Raw genomic sequence first — 18,986 nt, forward strand, 5'->3', positions numbered from 1 at the left:
CCTTCCTAGACTCAGCAACCGATCGACCGACGCTTCAGCGCCAAGAGGGGACGCATAGCGATGGAACTGTACGTACCTATCCTGGTGCTCGCGGTCCTCGCGGCGGGCTTCGCCGTCTTCTCCGTGGGGATCGCGCCGTTCACCGGGCCCAAACGCTGGAACCGCGCCAAGCTCGACGCCTACGAGTGCGGCATCGAGCCCACCCCGCAGCCTGTCGGCGGCGGCCGGTTCCCGTTGAAGTACATGATCACGGCGATGCTCTTCATCGTGTTCGACATCGAGATCATCTTCCTTTATCCGTGGGCGGTCGCCTTCGACCAGCTCGGGGTCTTCGGACTGGTCGAGATGGTGCTGTTCATCGTCACCGTCCTGGTCGCGTACGCCTACGTGTGGCGCCGGCGCGGCCTGGACTGGGACTGAGAGGCGGCGTGCCGGAGGCGCGCGAGAGGAAGCACTGAGATGGGTCTCGAAGAAAAACTGCCCAGCGGTTTCGTCCTGTCGACGGTCGAGCAGGCGGCCGGCTGGGCCCGCAAGAACTCCGTCTGGCCGGCGACGTTCGGCCTGGCCTGCTGCGCCATCGAGCTGATGGCGACCGGCGGTCCCAACCACGACCTGGCCCGGTTCGGCATGGAGCGGGCCTCGGCGTCGCCCCGCCAGGCCGACCTGATGATCGTGGCCGGCCGGCTCTCGCAGAAGATGGCACCGGTGCTGCGGCAGATCTACGACCAGATGGCCGAGCCCAAGTGGGTCATCGCCATGGGCGTGTGCGCCTCCAGCGGCGGCATGTTCAACAACTACGCCATCGTGCAGGGCGTCGACCACGTGGTGCCGGTGGACATCTACCTGCCCGGCTGCCCGCCGCGTCCCGAGATGCTCATCGACTCCATCGTCAAGCTGCACGACAAGATCCAGAACATGAAGTTCGGCGCCCACCGCGCCAAGCAGATCGACGAGCTGGAGCGCCAGGCTCTGCGGTCGCTTCCGCTCATCGATCAGGGGAGCGCGAAATGAGCAGCGACAACCTTCCCGGCGTGCCGGAGGAGCCGGTCGCCCGGCACGGCATGTTCGGCGTCACCGACTCCGGTGACACCTCCGGCTACGGCCGGCTGGTGGTGCGCCGCCCGCCGAAGGCGTCCAGCGCCCGGCCGTACGGCGAAGGGTTCGACGAGATCGCCGACGCCCTGGAGGCGGCCGCCGGGGACGCCTTCGGCGCCATGGTGGAACGCGTCGTGGTCGACCGCGGCGAGCTGACGCTGCACGTCGCCCGCGAGCACCTGGTCGAGCTGATGGCCCACCTGCGCGACGACCCGGCGCTGCGCTTCGAGCTGTCGCTCGGCGTCTCGGGCGTGCACTACCCGGCGGAGACCGGCGAGGAGCTGCGCGCGGTCTACCACCTGTGCTCGATCACGCACAACCGCCGGATGCGGGTGGAGGTGTCCTGCCCGGACGCCGACCCGCACATCCCCTCCACGGTCTCGGTGTATCCCACCCACGACTGGCACGAGCGCGAGACCTACGACTTCTTCGGCATCGTCTTCGACGGCCACCCCGCGCTCACCCGGATCGAGATGCCCGACGACTGGGAGGGCCACCCCCAGCGCAAGGACTACCCGCTGGGCGGCATCCCGGTGGAGTACCGCGGCGCCACCATCCCCGCGCCGGACAACAGGAGGTCGTACGCATGACCACCATCCGTGACGGCCAGACCGCGCAGGACACCCAGGCCGGGCCCGCCGAGCCGCCGCCCGCCGAGGGCCGCGTCTACAGCGTCAACGGCCAGGACTGGGACCAGGTCGTCGAGGCGATCGCCGACGCGCCCGAGGAGCGCCTGGTCGTCAACATGGGCCCGCAGCACCCGTCCACCCACGGGGTGCTGCGGCTGGTGCTCACCCTGGACGGCGAGACGGTCACCGAGGCCCGGGTCGGCATCGGCTACCTGCACACGGGCATCGAGAAGAACATGGAGTTCCGGACGTGGACCCAGGGGGTCACGTTCGTCACCCGGATGGACTACCTGTCGCCGATCTTCAACGAGACGGCGTACTGCATGGCGGTGGAGAAGCTCCTCGGCATCGAGGACCGGGTGCCGGCCCGCGCGCAGGCCATCCGGGTCATGATGATGGAGCTGAACCGCATCTCCTCCCACCTGGTGGCCATCGCCACCTTCGGCATGGAGCTCGGCGCCACCACGCCGATGATCTACGGCTTCCGCGAGCGCGAGATGGTGCTCGACCTGTTCGAGTACATCACCGGTCTGCGGATGAACATGGCCTACGTAAGGCCGGGCGGCGTGTCGGTGGACCTGCCCGCCGGCGCGGTCGACAAGATCGGCGAGTTCCTCAAGATCATGCCGGGCCGCATCAAGGAGATGCGCAAGCTCCTGGACGCCAACCCGGTCTACGTCCGGCGCACCCGGGACGTCGCCTACCTCGACCTCACCGGCTGCATGGCCCTCGGCATCACCGGGCCGATGCTCCGCGCGGCCGGCCTGCCGTGGGACCTGCGCAAGTCGCAGCCCTACTGCGGCTACGAGACCTACGACTTCGAGGTGCCCACCGAGACCTCCTGTGACGTCTACGGCCGCTACCTGGTCCGGGTGGCCGAGATGGAGGAGTCCCTCAAGATCATCGGTCAGTGCCTGGACCGGCTGTCCGGCGCGGAGCTCAAGGGCCGGCCGGTGATGATCGAGGACAGGAAGATCGGCTGGCCGGCGCAGCTCGCGCTCGGCCCGGACGGCCTCGGCAACTCGCCCGACCACATCGCCCACATCATGAGCACCTCGATGGAGGCGCTCATCCACCACTTCAAGCTGGTGACCGAGGGCTTCCGGGTGCCGGCGGGCCAGGTGTACGTGCCGGTCGAGTCGCCGCGCGGCGAGATCGGCGCGCACGTGGTGAGCGACGGCGGCACCCGCCCGTACCGCGTGCACTTCCGCGACCCGTCGTTCACGAACCTGCAGGCGGTGCCCGCGACCTGCGAAGGCGGCATGATCGCCGACGTGATCTCCGCGGTCGCATCGATCGATCCGGTCATGGGAGGTGTGGACCGGTGACGAGCTACTCGCCGGAAGTCCGCGAGCGTCTGGAACGGGACGCCAAAGAGATCATCGGCCGCTATCCGCGCAGCCGCTCGGCGCTGCTGCCGCTGCTGCACCTGGTGCAGTCGGAGGAGGGCTACGTCTCCGACGCCGGGCAGGAGTTCTGCGCCGAGATGCTCGGCCTGAGCAAGGCCGAGGTCGTCGGGGTCTCCACCTTCTACACCATGTACAAGCGGCGTCCCGCCGGCGAGTACCACGTGGGCGTCTGCATCAACGCGCTGTGCGCGATCATGGGCGGCGACCAGATCTGGGACGAGCTCACCGAACACACCGGCATCGGCAACGGCGAGACCACCGCCGACGGCAAGGTCTCGCTGGAGCGGCTGGAGTGCAACGCCGCCTGCGACTTCGCCCCGGTGATGATGGTCAACTGGGAGTTCTTCGACAACCAGGACCCCGAGTCGGCCAAGCGCCTGGTCGACGACCTGCGCGCCGGCAAGGAGGTCACGCCCACCCGTGGCCCGGGCCGGTTGTGCTCGTTCAAGGAGGCCTCGCGCGTGCTCGCCGGCCTGCCCGACGGCCTGGCGGGCGAGGGCCCGGCCGCGGCCGGCCCCTCCCTGGAGGGCCTGAAGATCGCCAAGGCGAACGGCTGGACCGCACCGAAGGGGGCCTCGGAATGACCACGCTGACCCCGGTCCTCACCGCCAACTGGGACCGGGCCGACTCCTTCTCTCTGGCGGGTTACGGCGAGTACGCCGCCGCCAAGAAGGCGCTCGGCATGGAGCCGGACGCCATCATCAAGGCGGTCAAAGACTCCGGCCTGCGCGGCCGCGGCGGCGCCGGCTTCCCGACCGGCATGAAGTGGGGCTTCATCCCGCAGGGCGACGGCAAGCCGCACTACCTGGTGGTCAACGCCGACGAGTCCGAGCCGGGGACCTGCAAGGACATCCCGCTGATGATGGCCAACCCGCACTCGCTGGTCGAGGGCGTCATCATCACCTCCTACGCCATCCGGGCGAGCCAGGCCTTCATCTACATCCGCGGCGAGGTGCTGCACGTCGTCCGCCGGGTGCAGGCCGCGGTCCGCGAGGCCTACGAGAAGGGCTACCTGGGCCGCGACATCTTCGGCTCGGGCTACGACCTGGAGTTGGTCGTGCACAGCGGCGCCGGCGCCTACATCTGCGGCGAGGAGACGGCGCTGCTGGACTCCCTGGAGGGCTACCGGGGCCAGCCCCGGCTCAAGCCGCCCTTCCCCGCGGTGGCGGGCCTGTACGCCTGCCCGACCGTCATCAACAACGTCGAGTCGGTCGCCAGCGTGCCGAGCATCGTCGCCAACGGCGCCGACTGGTTCGCCGGGATGGGCACCGAGAAGTCCAAGGGCTTCGGCATCTTCTCGCTGAGCGGCCACGTCACCCGGCCCGGGCAGTACGAGGCGCCGCTCGGCATCACCCTGCGCGAGCTGCTCGACATGGCCGGCGGCGTCCGCGCCGGGCACCGGCTGAAGTTCTGGACGCCGGGGGGCTCGTCCACCCCGATCTTCACCGACGAGCACCTGGACGTCCCGCTGGACTTCGAGTCGGTGGGCGCCAAGGGCTCGATGCTCGGCACCCGGGCCCTGCAGATCTTCGACGAGACCACCTGCGTGGTGCGGGCGGTCCTGCGGTGGACCGAGTTCTACGCCCACGAGTCCTGCGGCAAGTGCACCCCCTGCCGGGAGGGCACCTACTGGCTCAAGCAGGTGCTCCGGCGGCTGGAGAAGGGCCAGGGCACCGAGGACGACCTGACCACGATCACCGACATCGCGGACAACATCCTGGGCCGGTCGTTCTGCGCGCTCGGCGACGGCGCCACCAGCCCGATCCACTCGTCGGTGAAGTACTTCCGCGACGAATACCTCAAGCACTTCGAGATCGGCGGGTGTCCGTTCGACCGGGCGGCGTCCACCGTGTGGGGGGCCGGCGAATGACCGTTCAGACCTCGCCTGAGGGACAGGTCGAGCAGCCCGTCGAGATGGTGAACCTCACCATCGACGGGTTCCGGATCGCGGTGCCGAAGGGCACCCTGCTGATCCGGGCCGCCGAGCTGCTCGGCATCCAGATCCCCCGGTTCTGCGACCACCCGCTGCTCGACCCGGTCGGCGCCTGCCGGCAGTGCCTGGTCAGCATCGAGGGCATGCCCAAGCCGGCCGCCTCCTGCACCATCGTGTGCACCGAGGGCATGGTCGTGCAGACCCAGCTCACCTCGCCGGTCGCCGAGAAGGCCCAGCGCGGCGTCATGGAGATGCTGCTGGTCAACCATCCCCTGGACTGCCCGGTCTGCGACAAGGGCGGCGAGTGCCCCCTGCAGAACCAGGCGATGTCCAACGGGCAGGGCGAGACCCGGTTCGAAGAGACCAAGCGCACCTTCGAAAAGCCCATCCCGCTGTCCACCGAGGTGCTGCTGGACCGGGAGCGCTGCGTGCAGTGCGCCCGCTGCATTCGGTTCTCCGATGAGATCGCCGGCGACCCGTTCATCGACTTCTTCGAGCGCGGCGCCGCCGAGCAGGTCGGCGTGGCGGACGGCGAGCCCTTCCAGTCCTACTTCTCCGGCAACACCGTGCAGATCTGCCCGGTGGGCGCGCTCACCGGCGCCGCGTACCGCTTCCGTGCCCGGCCGTTCGACCTGGTGTCGACGCCGAGCGCCTGCGAGCACTGCGCGAGCGGCTGCGAGCTGCGCACCGACCACCGGCGCGGCCGGGTCACCCGCCGGCTGGCCGGCGACGACCCGCAGGTCAACGAGGAGTGGAACTGCGACAAGGGCCGCTGGGCCTTCGCCTACGCCACCCAGCCCGACCGGCTGCGCAACCCGCTGGTGCGCGACGAGGAGGGCCTGCTGCGGCCCGCCTCCTGGCCCGAGGCGCTCACCGCGGCGGCCGAGGGGCTGGCCCGGGCACGCGGCCGGGCCGGCGTGCTGGTCGGGGGCCGGGTGACCGTGGAGGACGCCTACGCCTACGCCAAGTTCGCCCGGATCGCGCTCGGCACCAACGACATCGACTTCCGGGCCCGCCCGCTGTCGGCGGAGGAGACCGGTTTCCTGGCGCACGCGGTGGCCGGCAAGGGCATCGAGGTCTCCTACGCCGACCTGGAGCAGGCCCCGGCCGTGCTGCTGGCCGGGTTCGAGCCCGAGGACGAGTCGCCCATCGTCTTCCTGCGCCTGCGCAAGGCGTGGCGCAAGAAGGGGCTGCGCGTCTTCTCGGTCGCGCCGTTCGCCTCCACCGGCCTGGCCAAGATGGGCGGCACGCTGATCCGCGCGCTGCCCGGCGCCGAGGCCGAGGCGCTCGGCGACCTGGTGTCCGGCGACAGGCCCGCCGCCGAGGCGCTCAAGCTGCCCGGCGCGGTCATCATGGTCGGCGAGCGGCTGGCCACCTCGCCCGGCGCGCTGTCGGCGGTGCTCCGGCTGGCCGCCGCCACCGGCGCCCGGACGGCCTGGGTGCCCCGCCGGGCCGGCGAGCGCGGTGCCATCGAGGCCGGCGCGCTGCCCGGCACCCTGCCCATCGGCCGCCCGGCCGGCGACGAGTCGGCCCGGGCCGAGGTGGCCCGCGCCTGGAACGTCGCCGAGCTGCCGGCCGCGCCCGGCCGGGACACCGACGGCATCCTCGCCGCCGCGCTGGCCGGCGAGCTGGACGCGCTGGTGGTCGGCGGCGTCGACCCCTACGACCTGGCCGATCCGCAGGCCGCGCTGGCCGCGCTGGAGAACACCCCGTTCATCGTCTCGCTGGAGATGCGCGCCAGCGCGGTCACCGACCGCGCCGACGTGGTCCTGCCGGTCGCGGCGGTGCAGGAGAAGAGCGGCACGTTCGTCGACTGGGAGGGCCGCGGCCGCTCCTTCGAGCGCGCCATCGAGGTGCCCGGCGTGCTCAGCGACCTGCGGGCGCTGGCCGCGCTCGGCGACCACCTGGACGTGCACCTCGGCCTGCCGGACCCGGCCGCGGCCCGCCGCGAGCTGGCGGCGCTCGGCGCCTGGCGCGGCGTCCGCCCGCCCGTCCCGTCGGCCGGCGGCGGCACCACCGCGGTTCCCGGTCCCGGGGAGGCGGTGCTGGCGAGCTGGCACCTGCTGCTGGACGCCGGCCGGCTGCAGGACGGCGAGCCGTATCTGGCGGGCACCGCCCGCGTGGTGGAGGCGCTGGTGTCGGAGGCCACCGCCGCCGAGATCGGCGCCGTCGACGGCGGTAAGGTCGACCTGGCCACCGAGGCCGGTACGATCACGCTGCCGGTGCGGCTGGCCGACCTGCCCGACCGCGTGGTGTGGGTGCCGTGGAACTCTCCCGGCTGCTCGGTCACCCGCGACCTGCACGCCGTGCCGGGTGACGTGGTGAGGCTGCGGGCCGGCGGCCAGGTCGTGCGCGAGACGGCCGGCGTCGTGCCGCCCGCCCGCGAAGCGGATGAGGAGCGGTGAACGACCAGATGAACACGACCGCGCTGGCACTTCTGGCGGCCGATCCCGACCAGCCCACCCTTGCCGACTTCGGCAAGGATCCCCTGTGGATCTCCATCATCAAGGCGTTGTTCATCTTCGTCTTCCTGATGCTCGGCGTGCTGTTCGGGGTGTGGACCGAGCGCAAGCTCATCTCCCGGATGCAGCACCGCTACGGCCCCAACCGGGCCGGCAAGTTCGGCCTGCTGCAGTCGGTGGCCGACGGGATCAAGATGGGCCTGAAGGAGGACATCCTGCCGCGGACGGTGGACAAGGTCGTCTACGTCCTGGCCCCGATCCTCATCGCGGTGCCCGCCTTCCTGTCCTTCTCGATCATCCCGTTCGGCCCGATCGTCTCGATGTTCGGGGTGCGTACGCCGCTGCAGCTCACCGACCTGCCGGTCGCGGTGCTGGTGGTGCTGGCGATGGCCTCGATCGGGGTGTACGGCGTCGTGCTGGCCGGCTGGGGCTCGCGGTCTCCGTACGCCGTCCTCGGCGGGCTGCGCTCGACCGCCCAGGTGATCTCCTACGAGATCGCGATGGGCCTGTCGTTCGTCGCGGTGTTCCTGTTCGCCGGCACCCTGTCCACCTCCGAGATCGTCGCCAAGCAGGCGTCCGGCGGCACCTGGCAGGTGGGCGGGCTGGACGTCCCGCTGCCGTCCTGGTACGCGATCCTGCTGATCCCGTCCTTCCTGATCTACGTGATCACCATGCTGGGCGAGACCAACCGGGTGCCGTTCGACCTGCCGGAGGGCGAGGGCGAGCTGGTCGGCGGGTTCCACACCGAGTACTCCTCCTCGCTGAAGTTCGCGATGTTCATGCTGGCGGAGTACGTCAACATCTTCACCGTCTCCGGGCTGTGCATCACGCTGTTCCTCGGCGGCTGGCGGGCCCCGTGGCCCATCTCGCTGTGGGACGGGGCCAACAGCGGCTGGTGGCCGATGCTGTGGTTCTTCGCCAAGCTGGTCCTGCTGTTCGCCTTCTTCGTCTGGGTGCGCGCCTCGCTGCCGCGCATCCGCTACGACCAGCTGATGGCGTTCGGCTGGAAGATCCTCATTCCGCTCAACCTGGCGTGGATCCTGCTGGTGGCCACCGTCCGGGCCACCCGGATCCAGGGCGCCGACCGCACTCTGGTGCTGGTCATCGCGGCCGTCGTCGTGGTGGGGTGTCTGGCGATCTACTTCCGCTTCGACACGGTCAACCAGCGCCGGCGGGAGGCCAGGGCCGCCGAGGCCCAGGCCGAGTTCGAGCAACTGCGTGCGGAGCCGACCGCCGGCGGGTTCCCGGTTCCGGCGCTGGACCTGCCGCACTACCACGGCGTCAACGGACGCAAGGAGGTCCCCAGTGGGACTAACTGATTTCCTGAACCCGGTCAAGGGGTTCGGCGTCACCTTCCACCACATGTTCAAGAAGCCGGTGACGACCAACTACCCGGAGGAGAAGCGGCCCACCGCGCCCCGGTTCCACGGTCGCCACCAGCTGAACCGGTGGCCGGACGGGCTGGAGAAGTGCGTCGGCTGCGAGCTGTGCGCCTGGGCCTGCCCGGCGGACGCGATCTTCGTGGAGGGTGCCGACAACACCGACGAGGAGCGTTACTCGCCGGGCGAGCGGTACGGCCGGACGTACCAGATCAACTATCTGCGGTGCATCCTGTGCGGCCTGTGCATCGAGGCGTGCCCGACGCGCGCGCTGACGATGACCAACGAGTACGAGCTGGCGAACACCAGCCGGGAGAATCTCATCTACACCAAGGAGATGCTCCTCGCGCCGCTGGCTCCCGGCATGGAGGCGCCGCCGCACCCCATGCGCCTCGGCGAGACCGAAGAGGACTACTACCGGTTGGGCCGTAGCAATGGGTGAAACGATCACGTTCTGGGTGCTGGCGGTCGTCTCGGTGGCCGCCGCGTTCGGGCTCGTCTTCAGCCGCAAGGCGGTGTACTCCGCGCTCATGCTGGGCGTGGTGATGCTCTCGCTGGCGGTGCTCTACGCCGTGCAGGACGCCCCGTTCCTCGCCGTGGTGCAGATCATCGTCTACACCGGCGCCGTCATGATGCTCTTCCTGTTCGTACTGATGCTGGTCGGGGTGGACTCCTCCGACTCGCTGGTGGAGACGATCAAGGGGCAGCGATTCTGGGCGTTCGTCGCGGGCCTCGGGTTCGCCGTCCTGCTGGCGGTGGGCATCGGCAACGCGGTGGTGGGCGACGCCACCGGCCTGGCGGCGGCCAACGCCGAAGGCGGCAACGTCCAGGGGCTGGCCAAGCTGATCTTCACCCGGTACGTGTTCGCGTTCGAGGTCACCTCGGCGCTGCTCATCACCGCCGCGCTCGGCGCGATGGTGCTGGCGCACCGCGAGCGCTCCGAGCCCAAGGCCACCCAGAAGGACCTGGCCCGGGCGCGGTTCCTGGGCGACCACCCGACCCCGCTGCCCGGCCCCGGCACCTACGCCCGGCACAACGCCATCGACATGCCGGCCCTGCTGCCGGACGGCTCGGTGTCGGAGCTGTCGGTCAACCGGGTCATCGCCCGGCACGACGTGGAGACCGGCCGGCTGCCGGAGAACGCGCGGCTGGCCGCGGCGATCCGGCAGGTCGCCGCGCACGGCCCGCGCACCGAGCAGCCCAAGGTGGTGCAGGCCGTCGCCGAGCCCGCCGAGGTGCCGGTGGCGGCCGAGGACGACCCCCCCACGGCCGCGCGGCCCGCGGGCACCCCCGTCGAGGAGGAAGGCAAGTGACCACCCACTACCTGGTGCTCTCCGCGCTGCTGTTCGCCATCGGCGGCATCGGGGTGCTCGTCCGGCGCAACGCCATCGTGGTGTTCATGTGCGTCGAGCTGATGCTCAACGCCTGCAACCTGGCCTTCGTCGCCTTCGCCCGGCAGCACGGCAACCTCCAGGGCCAGATCATCGCGTTCTTCGTCATGGTCGTCGCAGCCGCCGAGGTCGTCGTCGGCCTGGCGATCATCGTGACGATCTTCCGAACCCGCAGGTCCGCGTCGGTGGACGACGCCAACCTGCTGAAGTACTAAGAGGTGGCCGTGGAACCCGCTGAGATCGTCCAGCACTCCGGAGGAGTGATCGGCGCCTCCTGGCTGATGATCGCCCTGCCGCTGCTCGGCGCGGCGATCCTGCTGCTGACCGGGCGCCGCTCCGACCGCGCCGGCCATCTGCTCGGCGTCGCGATGTCGCTGGCGTCGTTCGTGGTCGCCGTGCTGGTCTTCTTCGAGCTCATCGGCCTCGGCGCGGACAGCCGCCGCCGGGTGGTGGAGCTGTACGACTTCCTGCCGTCCGGCTCGCTCGACGTGAAGATGGGCCTGCTGCTGGACCCGTTGTCGATCTCGTTCGCCCTGCTGATCACCGGTGTCGGATCCCTGATCCACATCTACTCGATCGGCTACATGGCGCACGACCCGAACCGGCGGCGGTTCTTCGCCTACCTGAACCTGTTCGTCGCGGCGATGCTGCTGCTGGTGCTGGCCGACAACTACCTCGGCCTGTACATCGGCTGGGAGGGCGTGGGTCTCGCGTCCTACCTGCTGATCGGCTTCTGGCAGCACAAGCCGTCCGCCGCCGTCGCGGCCAAGAAGGCGTTCATCGTCAACCGCGTCGGCGACATGGGCCTCGCGCTCGGCATCTTCGTGATCTTCACCACCTTCGGCACGATCTCCTACGCGGGCACGCTGCCGCTCGCCGGCAACGCCTCCACCGGCACGCTGACGCTGATCAGCCTGGCGCTGCTGCTCGGCGCGTGCGGCAAGTCCGCGCAGGTCCCGTTGCAGTCGTGGTTGCTGGACGCGATGGAGGGTCCGACCCCGGTGTCGGCGCTCATCCACGCGGCCACCATGGTCACCGCCGGCGTCTACCTGGTGGTGCGTTCCGGGGCGTTCTTCGAGGGGGCGCCGACCGCCCAGCTGGTCGTCACCATCGTCGGTGTGGTCACGCTGCTCGCCGGTGCGATCATCGGTACCGCCAAGGACGACATCAAGAAGGCCCTGGCGGGGTCCACGATGTCGCAGATCGGGTACATGATGCTCGCGGCCGGACTCGGCCCGGCGGGCTACGCGGTCGCCATCGCGCACCTGATCGCGCACGGCTTCTTCAAGGCCTCCATGTTCCTCGGCGCCGGCTCGGTCATGCACGCCATGAACGACGAGGTGAACATGCGCCGGTACGGCGGCCTCGCCTCGGTCATGAAGATCACCTGGATCACCTTCGGTCTCGGCTACCTGGCGATCATCGGCTTCCCGCTGCTGTCCGGATACTGGACCAAGGACGGCATCATCGAGGCCGCCATGGAGCACAACCAGATCCTCGGCTGGCTCGCGGTGCTGGGCGCCGGCATCACCGGTTTCTACATGTCCCGGCTGTTCTTCATGACCTTCCACGGCCGGCGCCGCTGGGAGGAGGGCGTCCACCCGCACGAGTCGCCCGCGGTGATGACCTGGCCGCTGATCATCCTGTCGATCGGCTCGGTCTTCGGCGGCGCGTTCCTCATCCTGGGCAACCGGATGTTCGAGTTCCTCGCCCCGGCGGTCGGCCGCCCCGAGGAGGCGCCCACCGTGCACGCCATCAGCACCATCGGCCTGGTCACCCTGGCGGTGGTCGCGGTCGGCGCGGTGTACGCCTGGCTGCGGTACGGCCGGGCCGCGGTGCCGGAGGTCGCCCCGCGCGGTTCCTTCCTCACCACCTTCGCCCGGCGCGACCTGTACGGTGACGCGCTGAACGAGGCCCTGTTCATGCGCCCCGGCCAGTGGCTGACCCGCATCGCGGTGTTCTTCGACAACCGCGGCATCGACGGGCTGGTCAACGGGCTGGCGGCCGCCATCGGCGGCACGTCCGGCCGGTTGCGCCGCGTGCAGACCGGCTTCGTCCGGTCGTACGCCTTGTCGATATTCTTCGGTGCCGCCCTCCTGGTCGGCGCATGGTTCGTCGTAGGGAACCTGTGATGCCCTGGCTCTCAATCCTGATGGGCGTGCCCGTGCTGGGCGCGCTGGCGGTGGCGGCGGTGCCCAAGGGCAACGACCGGCTCGCCAAGCAGCTCACGCTCGCCGTGTCGCTCGTCGTGCTGGCGCTCACGCTGGCCATGGCGTTCCAGTTCGACCCTGCCGGGCCCCGCGACCAGTTCGCCGAGGTGTACCGCTGGATCCCGGCGTTCGGCGTGCATTACGCGGTCGGGGTGGACGGCATCGCGCTGGTGCTCATCGCGCTGGCGGTGGTGCTGGTGCCGATCGTGGTGCTGGCCTCCTGGCACGACGCGGACCGGCCGGACGCCAGGCGCTCGGTGAAGACGTACTTCTCCCTCATCCTGGTGCTCGAGGCGATGATGATCGGCGTCTTCGCGGCGACCGACGTCTTCCTGTTCTACGTCTTCTTCGAGGCGATGCTCATCCCGATGTACTTCATGATCGGGTCCTACGGCGGTGCGCAGCGCTCCTACGCGGCGGTCAAGTTCCTGCTGTACTCGCTGTTCGGCGGCCTGCTCATGCTGGTCGCGGTGATCGCGCTCTACTCGATGGCCGGCAAGAACACCTTCCTGTTCCCCGAGCTGATCGGCGTGATCAAGGACCCGACGGCGCAGAAGTGGCTGTTCCTCGGCTTCTTCATCGCCTTCGCGGTCAAGGCGCCGCTGTGGCCGTTCCACACCTGGCTGCCCGACGCCGCCGCACAGGCCCCGGCCGGCGCGGCGGTGCTGCTGGTCGGCGTGCTGGACAAGGTCGGCACGTACGGCATGCTGCGCTTCTGCCTGGAGCTGTTCCCGGACGCCGCCAAGTTCTTCACCCCGCTGGTGATCACGCTCAGCGTGATCGGCATCGTGTACGGCGCGATCGTGGCCATCGGGCAGACCGACATGAAGCGGCTCATCGCCTACACGTCGATCTCCCACTTCGGCTTCATCACGATGGGCGTGTTCGCGATGACCGCCGACGCCGGCGCCGGCGCCACCCTGTACATGGTGAACCACGGCTTCTCCACCGGGGCGCTGTTCCTGCTGGCGGGCTTCCTGATCCACCGGCGCGGCTCGCACCACATCTCCGACTACGGCGGCGTGCAGAAGGTCGCCCCGGTGCTCGCCGGCACCTTCCTGGTCGCCGGCCTGTCGTCGCTGTCGCTGCCCGGCCTGTCGACCTTCGTCAGCGAGTTCCTGGTGCTGATCGGCACCTTCGAGCGGTACGCCGTTCCCAGCATCATCGCGCTGTCCGGCATGGTGCTGGCCGCCGTCTACATCCTGTGGATGTACCAGCGCATGATGACCGGCCCGACCGCCGAATCGGTCAAGGCGCTGCCCGATCTGAACGTCCGCGAGAAGATCGTCATCGCGCCGCTGGTCGCGCTGCTCATCGGCTTCGGATTCTTCCCCAAGCCGCTGCTCGACGTGATCAACCCGGCGGTGAAGCAGACCCTCACGAGCGTCAACGTCACACCGTTCGCGCCCGCCGTACCGGCGACCGCTGAGAAGAAGGGGGCCGGCCAGTGAGCACCCTCGCCGCCGTAGCCGTCGACCCGCCGAAGATCGAGTACGCGGAGCTCTCCCCGATGCTCCTGGTCTTCGGCGCGGCGATCGCCGGCGTGCTCGTCGAAGCGTTCACGCCGCGCTACCTGCGCAAGTCCATCCAGGTGCCGATCACCATCGTGTCGCTCATCGGCGCCTTCGTGCTCACCGTCTGGCTGGGTCTGCGGGGGACGCGGGACGCGGCGGCCATGGGCTCGGTCGCGGTGGACGGGCCGGCGCTGTTCATCTGGGGTGCCATCCTGCTGCTCGCGGTGGTCAGCGTGCTGCTGATCAACGACGACGACCAGTTCGTCGCCCAGGCGGCCGCGGTCCCGGGCAGCGCCGACGAGGACCGCGCGATCTCCGAGGGCGGCGCGCACACCGAGATCTACCCGCTGGTGTTGTTCGCCGTCGGCGGCATGCTGCTCTTCCCGGCGGCCAACGACCTGCTCATCATGTTCGTGGCCCTGGAGGTCATGTCCCTGCCGCTCTACCTGCTGTGCGGCCTGGCCCGGCGCCGCCGCCTGCTCTCGCAGGAAGCGGCGATGAAGTACTTCCTGCTCGGCGCCTTCTCCTCGGCGTTCTTCCTGTACGGCACCGCCCTGCTCTACGGCTTCGCCGGCTCGGTCGACCTGGCCGCGATCGCCAAGTCGCTCGGCAGCGTCGCCGGCCAGGACAGTCTGCTGTTCATGGGGGCCGCCACGCTCGCCGTCGGCGTGCTGTTCAAGATCGGCGCCGCGCCCTTCCAGGCCTGGAAGCCGGACGTGTACCAGGGCGCCCCCACCCCGATCACCGCGCTGATGGCGTCCGGCACGCTCATCGCCGCGTTCGGCGCGCTGCTGCGGGTCTTCTGGGTCGCGCTCGGCAACCTCGACACCGAGTGGATCCCGGTGCTGTGGGCCGTCGCCATCCTCACCATGGTCGTCGGCGCGGTCCTCGCCATCACCCAGACCGACATCAAGCGCATGCTGGCCTACTCGTCCATCGCGCACACCGGCTTCCTGCTCACCGCGGTGGTCGCCACCGGCAACGCCGGGCAGAACGCCGGCGCGCTGTCCGGCATCCTGTTCTACCTGCTGGCTTACGGCTTCGCCACGGTGGGGGCCTTCGCGGTCGTCACCATGGTGCGCGACGCGGGCGGCGAGGCCGGGCACCTGTCCCGGTGGGCCGGGCTCGGCAAGCGCTCCCCGGTGCTGGCCGGCATCTTCACCCTCTTCCTCCTCGCCTTCGCCGGCATCCCGCTGACCTCCGGCTTCTTCGGGAAGTACGCGGTGTTCTCCGCGGCCGTCGCCGGCGGCGCCACCGCGCTGGTGATCGTCGGTGTGGTGACCTCGGCGATGGCGGCGTTCTTTTACGTCCGGGTCATCGTGCTGATGTTCTTCAGCGACCCGGCGCCGGAGGGCCCCACCATCGCGATGCCGAGCATGGGCACCGCGGCGGTGGTCACCCTGTCCGCGGCGGCTACCGTAGTGCTGGGGGTGTTCCCGCAGCCGGTGCTCGATCTCGCGCACTCGGCCGCGCAGTCGCTGTTCGTCCGATAGGAGTAAACCCGCATGGCCGCGCCGCCCGTAGTCGACCTGCCTTTCATCGACGAAGGGCTGGCCGCGGATATCGCCGGTGGCCTGGACGCCGTCGAGAAGCTGCTCCGCACGTCCGCCGACAGCGACGACGCGTTCGTCGCCGAGGCGTCCCGGCATCTCATCGAGGCCGGCGGCAAGCGCTTCCGTGCGATGCTCGTCCTGCTGGCGGCCCAGTTCGGCGACCCGAGCGCCCCCGGCATCGTGCCGGGGGCGGTGGTCATCGAGCTGACCCACCTGGCCACCCTGTACCACGACGACGTGATGGACGAGGCCCGGGTGCGCCGCGGCTCGCCGTCGGCCAACGCCCGCTGGGACAACACCGTCGCCATCCTCACCGGCGACTACCTGTTCGCCCAGGCCTCGGAGATCCTCGCCGACCTCGGCCCGGAACTGGTGCGCATCCAGGCGCAGACCTTCTCCCGGCTGGTCCGCGGGCAGATCCGCGAGACCATCGGCCCGCGGCCCGGCGTGGACGACATCACCCACTACATCGAGGTGCTGGCCGACAAGACCGGCTCGCTGATCGCCACCTCCGGCCGGTTCGGCGCCATGCTGGCCGGTGCCCCTGTGGAGATCACCGAGCGGCTGACCAGTGCTTGCGAGGCCATCGGCGTCGCCTGGCAGCTCAGCGACGACCTGCTGGACGTGGCCTCCTCGGCGGGGGAGAGCGGTAAGACCCCCGGCACCGACCTGCGGGAGGGCATCCGCACGCTGCCCGTCCTGTACGTGCTGGCCTCCGGCGACGAGGGGGACGCCCGGCTACGCGAGCTGCTGGCCGGGCCGGTGCCCGACGGGCAGGTCGCCGAGGCGGTGGAGCTGCTGCGGGCCAATCCGGCGATGGCCCGGGCCCGCGACGAGCTGATGGCATGGGTCGGCAGAGCCCGCGCCGACCTGTCCGGCCTGCCGGACATCCCGGCCCGGGCGGCGCTGCTCGCCCTGTGCGACTACGTGGCCGACCGCTCCGGCTGACCCGGGCGGGGCCGGCCGTCGGCTCGCTCAGCTGCCGGCCAGGAGCTCCACCACCGGGGCCAGCCGTTCGGCGTACATCTGGGTCACCGTGATGTAGGAGACCTGGTGCGCGTCCCGGCGGCGCAGCAGCCGGTCGGCCATCTGCCGGGGCGTGCCCCGCAGCACGGTGACCGCGTCGTCCGGCAGCGGACCGCCGAGCCGCCGCGCCAGCCACGGCGGCGGTTCGTCCTCGCCGACCAGGTGCACGCTGACCGCGATCTCCAGCCGGTCGAAGTCATCGGCCGCCTGCCGGATCAGCCGGACCGGCCCGGCGAGCCCGTCCTCCGGGGTGTCGGCGGGCAGGCCGAGCGCGATGGAGTCGGCGGTGCGGGCCGCCAGGCCCAGCATCCGGGCGCTGCGGCCGGCGATCAGCACCCGGGGCGCGGGGCGGGCACCCGGCCACCGGCGGACCCGGCCGATCACCTCTTGGATGCGGCCGATCCGCTGGTCCACCGAACCGAACGGCACCCCCAGCCGGTCGGCGTCCTGCCGGCCGTCCGGGCGGCCGGCGCCGATCCCCAGCTCGAACCGGCCGCCGGACAGCAGGTTCAGCGCGTCGACCTCCCAGGCCACCTGCTCGGCACGCCGGAACGGGGCGGCCAGCACGAACGTGCCGACGTGGATGGAAGTGGTGGCCGCCGCGGCGGCGGCCAGCGCGGGCAGCGGCGCCAGGGTGCGCAGCGTGTCGGGGGTGAGGAAGGTGGCGTACCCCAGCTCCTCGGCCCGCCGGGCCTGCGCGGTCCATCCGGCGCCGTCGGCCGCGTCCGAGGCCACCACACCGAACCGGAAAAGACGATCAGCCATCCCGGACCTCCCCGCTCCCGAAAGCGTTCTCCTGCGACTCGCGTCCTGCAGGAGATGCTCGCGCGGCGGACGCCGATCCGGCGTCGGCCGCCGGGCGCGGGCCCGCTACCGCCGGCGGGGTAGTGGCCGCCGGACTCGGATACGCCAGGCGGGGTAGATGGCCGGACGGCCGGACCGGACCGGGCGGCGTGGATCAGCCGGACGGCCGGCCTGGGCCGGTCAGACGGTCTCCAGCCGGCGCGCCGTCGCCGCCCGGCGGGTCCGGTGCGCGTGCCGCAGCCCTTCCCAGCTGAAGAGCACCAGCGCCAGCCAGATGAGCGCGAACCCGAACCAGCGGCTGGGCGGCATGGTCTCGTGCGCGACCAGCACGCCGCACAGGAACTGCAGGATGGGCGCGATGTACTGCAGCAGGCCGATGGTCGACAGCGGGATGCGGATCGCCGCGGCGGTGAAGCACAGCAGCGGGATCGCGGTGACCACGCCCGCCCCGATCAGCAGGACGGCGTGGCCGGCGCCCGCCGTGCCGAAGGTCGCGGTGCCGTCCGCCTGCAGGTACAGCAGGTAGCCGAGCGCGGGGATCAGCAGCACCAGCGTCTCCACGGTGAGGCTCTCGGTCCCGGCGACGCCCGCCTTCTTCTTCAGCAGGCCGTAGCAGGCGAAGGAGGCGGCCAGGGTGAGCGCCATCCACGGCGGCCGGCCGTAGTCCGCGGTCAACACCACCACGGCCAGGGCTCCGAGGCCGACGGCCGCCCACTGCCAGCGCCGCAGCCGCTCCCGGAAGATCAGCACCCCGAACAGCACGCTGACCAGGGGGTTGATGAAGTAGCCGAGCGCCGCCTCCACCACGTGCCCGGAGTTGACCGCGTAGATGTAGACGCCCCAGTTCACGGAGATCACCACGGCGGCGAGCGCGAGCAGCAGCAGCGTGCGCGGCCGGCGGGCCAGCTCGCGGATCCAGGACCAGTGCCGGCGTACCGCCAGCGCCACCACCACCGCGACCAGCGACCACACCATGCGATGCGCGAGGATCTCCACCGCCCCCGACGGCTTCAGCAGCGGCCAGTACAGCGGGAAGAGCCCCCAGATGCCGTACGCCGCGATCCCGTAGAGCACCCCGCGCCGCGAATCAGACATGTCGCCATTGTTGTCCGTATCGCGATTAACGGCAAATAAGTAATACTATGAGTATTGGTTAAGCGTGGCTTAACCGGGGAACAAGCCGCCGCCCCGCGCGGTTGGGCGGGATAGCGTTCGACCCAGATGGAGGTGCGCCATGGGATGGCTCTTCGGCCAGCACAAGACGTCGATGGTGAGCCGGGACGACGCGCTGCCCGGCCGCGCCACCCCGATCCCGGTACCGGCCCGGCACGCCGTCCTCGACGCGCCGCTCGCCCCGCCGTACCCGGCGGGCACCGAGATCGCCGAGTTCGGGATGGGCTGCTTCTGGGGCGCCGAGCGGAAGTTCTGGCAGACCCCCGGCGTCGTCTCCACCTCGGTGGGCTACCAGGGCGGCTATACGCCGAACCCCACGTACGAAGAGGTCTGCAGCGGCCGCACCGGGCACGCCGAGGTGGTGCGGGTGGTCTACGACCCCGACCAGGTCTCCTACGAGGAACTTCT

Annotated in this window: 18 protein-coding genes; 16 read left to right on the forward strand and 2 right to left on the reverse strand. The window is 70.6% G+C overall.

The window, feature by feature from the left end:
• The first annotated feature begins 60 nt into the window (after nt 1–60).
• From Sru01_RS31540 to Sru01_RS31610, 15 genes are all read left to right on the forward strand, one after another.
• Nucleotides 61–420, forward strand: coding sequence for an NADH-quinone oxidoreductase subunit A (locus Sru01_RS31540; protein WP_203993453.1), 360 nt, complete (start codon nt 61–63; stop codon nt 418–420).
• Nucleotides 421–459: 39 nt separating this feature from the next.
• The gene (locus tag Sru01_RS31545) at nt 460–1,011 is read left to right on the forward strand and encodes a NuoB/complex I 20 kDa subunit family protein (protein WP_203993456.1); all 552 of its coding nucleotides are present in this window, start codon (nt 460–462) and stop codon (nt 1,009–1,011) included.
• Entirely contained in the window at nt 1,008–1,685 is a 678-nt protein-coding gene (locus tag Sru01_RS31550; RefSeq protein ID WP_203993458.1) for an NADH-quinone oxidoreductase subunit C, read from the forward strand. Before Sru01_RS31545 ends, Sru01_RS31550 begins: the two co-directional genes overlap by 4 nt.
• Nucleotides 1,682–3,052: an NADH-quinone oxidoreductase subunit D gene (locus tag Sru01_RS31555; protein ID WP_203993460.1), complete on the forward strand. Its 1,371-nt coding sequence runs from the start codon at nt 1,682–1,684 to the stop codon at nt 3,050–3,052. Before Sru01_RS31550 ends, Sru01_RS31555 begins: the two co-directional genes overlap by 4 nt.
• Nucleotides 3,049–3,717, forward strand: coding sequence for an NADH-quinone oxidoreductase subunit NuoE (gene nuoE, locus Sru01_RS31560; protein ID WP_203993462.1), 669 nt, complete (start codon nt 3,049–3,051; stop codon nt 3,715–3,717). The genes Sru01_RS31555 and nuoE overlap by 4 nt, the downstream gene beginning before the upstream one ends.
• Entirely contained in the window at nt 3,714–5,003 is a 1,290-nt protein-coding gene (nuoF, locus tag Sru01_RS31565; protein ID WP_203993464.1) for an NADH-quinone oxidoreductase subunit NuoF, read from the forward strand. The genes nuoE and nuoF overlap by 4 nt, the downstream gene beginning before the upstream one ends.
• Nucleotides 5,000–7,471, forward strand: a complete 2,472-nt coding sequence (locus tag Sru01_RS31570; RefSeq protein WP_203993465.1) for an NADH-quinone oxidoreductase subunit G — start codon at nt 5,000–5,002, stop codon at nt 7,469–7,471. Before nuoF ends, Sru01_RS31570 begins: the two co-directional genes overlap by 4 nt.
• A gap of 8 nt (nt 7,472–7,479) precedes the next feature.
• Nucleotides 7,480–8,847, forward strand: a complete 1,368-nt coding sequence (gene nuoH / locus Sru01_RS31575) for an NADH-quinone oxidoreductase subunit NuoH (protein ID WP_203993496.1) — start codon at nt 7,480–7,482, stop codon at nt 8,845–8,847.
• Nucleotides 8,834–9,349, forward strand: coding sequence for an NADH-quinone oxidoreductase subunit NuoI (nuoI, locus tag Sru01_RS31580; protein ID WP_203993467.1), 516 nt, complete (start codon nt 8,834–8,836; stop codon nt 9,347–9,349). Before nuoH ends, nuoI begins: the two co-directional genes overlap by 14 nt.
• On the forward strand, nt 9,342–10,220 hold the full coding sequence (locus Sru01_RS31585) for an NADH-quinone oxidoreductase subunit J (protein WP_203993469.1): 879 nt from the start codon (nt 9,342–9,344) through the stop codon (nt 10,218–10,220). The genes nuoI and Sru01_RS31585 overlap by 8 nt, the downstream gene beginning before the upstream one ends.
• A complete protein-coding gene (gene nuoK, locus Sru01_RS31590; RefSeq protein ID WP_203993471.1) occupies nt 10,217–10,513 on the forward strand; it encodes an NADH-quinone oxidoreductase subunit NuoK in 297 nt (98 codons plus the stop codon). Before Sru01_RS31585 ends, nuoK begins: the two co-directional genes overlap by 4 nt.
• Before the next feature lie 66 nt (nt 10,514–10,579).
• Nucleotides 10,580–12,430, forward strand: coding sequence for an NADH-quinone oxidoreductase subunit L (gene nuoL, locus Sru01_RS31595; RefSeq protein WP_203993497.1), 1,851 nt, complete (start codon nt 10,580–10,582; stop codon nt 12,428–12,430).
• Nucleotides 12,430–13,959 (forward strand): NADH-quinone oxidoreductase subunit M, encoded by a 1,530-nt coding sequence (locus Sru01_RS31600; RefSeq protein WP_203993474.1) that lies wholly within the window; start codon nt 12,430–12,432, stop codon nt 13,957–13,959. The genes nuoL and Sru01_RS31600 overlap by 1 nt, the downstream gene beginning before the upstream one ends.
• Complete coding sequence (gene nuoN, locus Sru01_RS31605) at nt 13,956–15,515, forward strand: NADH-quinone oxidoreductase subunit NuoN (protein WP_203993476.1); 1,560 nt, start codon at nt 13,956–13,958, stop codon at nt 15,513–15,515. Before Sru01_RS31600 ends, nuoN begins: the two co-directional genes overlap by 4 nt.
• A gap of 12 nt (nt 15,516–15,527) precedes the next feature.
• On the forward strand, nt 15,528–16,523 hold the full coding sequence (locus tag Sru01_RS31610) for a polyprenyl synthetase family protein (RefSeq protein WP_203993479.1): 996 nt from the start codon (nt 15,528–15,530) through the stop codon (nt 16,521–16,523).
• 27 nt (nt 16,524–16,550) lie between these two features.
• On the opposite strand, the gene Sru01_RS31615 is transcribed toward Sru01_RS31610, so the two are convergent.
• Complete coding sequence (locus Sru01_RS31615; RefSeq protein ID WP_203993481.1) at nt 16,551–17,366, reverse strand: LLM class flavin-dependent oxidoreductase; 816 nt, start codon at nt 17,364–17,366, stop codon at nt 16,551–16,553.
• A gap of 219 nt (nt 17,367–17,585) precedes the next feature.
• On the reverse strand, nt 17,586–18,500 hold the full coding sequence (rarD, locus tag Sru01_RS31620; protein WP_203993485.1) for an EamA family transporter RarD: 915 nt from the start codon (nt 18,498–18,500) through the stop codon (nt 17,586–17,588).
• Between the two features lie 139 nt (nt 18,501–18,639).
• Here rarD and Sru01_RS31625 point away from each other — a divergent pair.
• Nucleotides 18,640–18,986: peptide-methionine (S)-S-oxide reductase (locus tag Sru01_RS31625; protein ID WP_203993487.1), on the forward strand; the 347-nt coding region annotated here is incomplete at its 3' end.

It is taken from the genome of Sphaerisporangium rufum (assembly GCF_016863395.1).
In the GTDB taxonomy this organism is placed as follows: Bacteria; Actinomycetota; Actinomycetes; order Streptosporangiales; family Streptosporangiaceae; genus Sphaerisporangium; species Sphaerisporangium rufum.

Coding starts and splice junctions, on each gene's coding strand:
- Sru01_RS31540 (WP_203993453.1), top strand. CDS start 61: ATGGAACTGTACGTACCTATCCTGGTGCTCGCGGTCCTCGCGGCGGGC.
- Sru01_RS31545 (WP_203993456.1), top strand. CDS start 460: ATGGGTCTCGAAGAAAAACTGCCCAGCGGTTTCGTCCTGTCGACGGTC.
- Sru01_RS31550 (WP_203993458.1), top strand. CDS start 1,008: ATGAGCAGCGACAACCTTCCCGGCGTGCCGGAGGAGCCGGTCGCCCGG.
- Sru01_RS31555 (WP_203993460.1), top strand. CDS start 1,682: ATGACCACCATCCGTGACGGCCAGACCGCGCAGGACACCCAGGCCGGG.
- nuoF (WP_203993464.1), top strand. CDS start 3,714: ATGACCACGCTGACCCCGGTCCTCACCGCCAACTGGGACCGGGCCGAC.
- Sru01_RS31570 (WP_203993465.1), top strand. CDS start 5,000: ATGACCGTTCAGACCTCGCCTGAGGGACAGGTCGAGCAGCCCGTCGAG.
- nuoH (WP_203993496.1), top strand. CDS start 7,480: ATGAACACGACCGCGCTGGCACTTCTGGCGGCCGATCCCGACCAGCCC.
- Sru01_RS31585 (WP_203993469.1), top strand. CDS start 9,342: ATGGGTGAAACGATCACGTTCTGGGTGCTGGCGGTCGTCTCGGTGGCC.
- nuoL (WP_203993497.1), top strand. CDS start 10,580: ATGATCGCCCTGCCGCTGCTCGGCGCGGCGATCCTGCTGCTGACCGGG.
- Sru01_RS31600 (WP_203993474.1), top strand. CDS start 12,430: ATGCCCTGGCTCTCAATCCTGATGGGCGTGCCCGTGCTGGGCGCGCTG.
- Sru01_RS31610 (WP_203993479.1), top strand. CDS start 15,528: ATGGCCGCGCCGCCCGTAGTCGACCTGCCTTTCATCGACGAAGGGCTG.
- Sru01_RS31615 (WP_203993481.1), bottom strand. CDS start 17,366: ATGGCTGATCGTCTTTTCCGGTTCGGTGTGGTGGCCTCGGACGCGGCC.
- rarD (WP_203993485.1), bottom strand. CDS start 18,500: ATGTCTGATTCGCGGCGCGGGGTGCTCTACGGGATCGCGGCGTACGGC.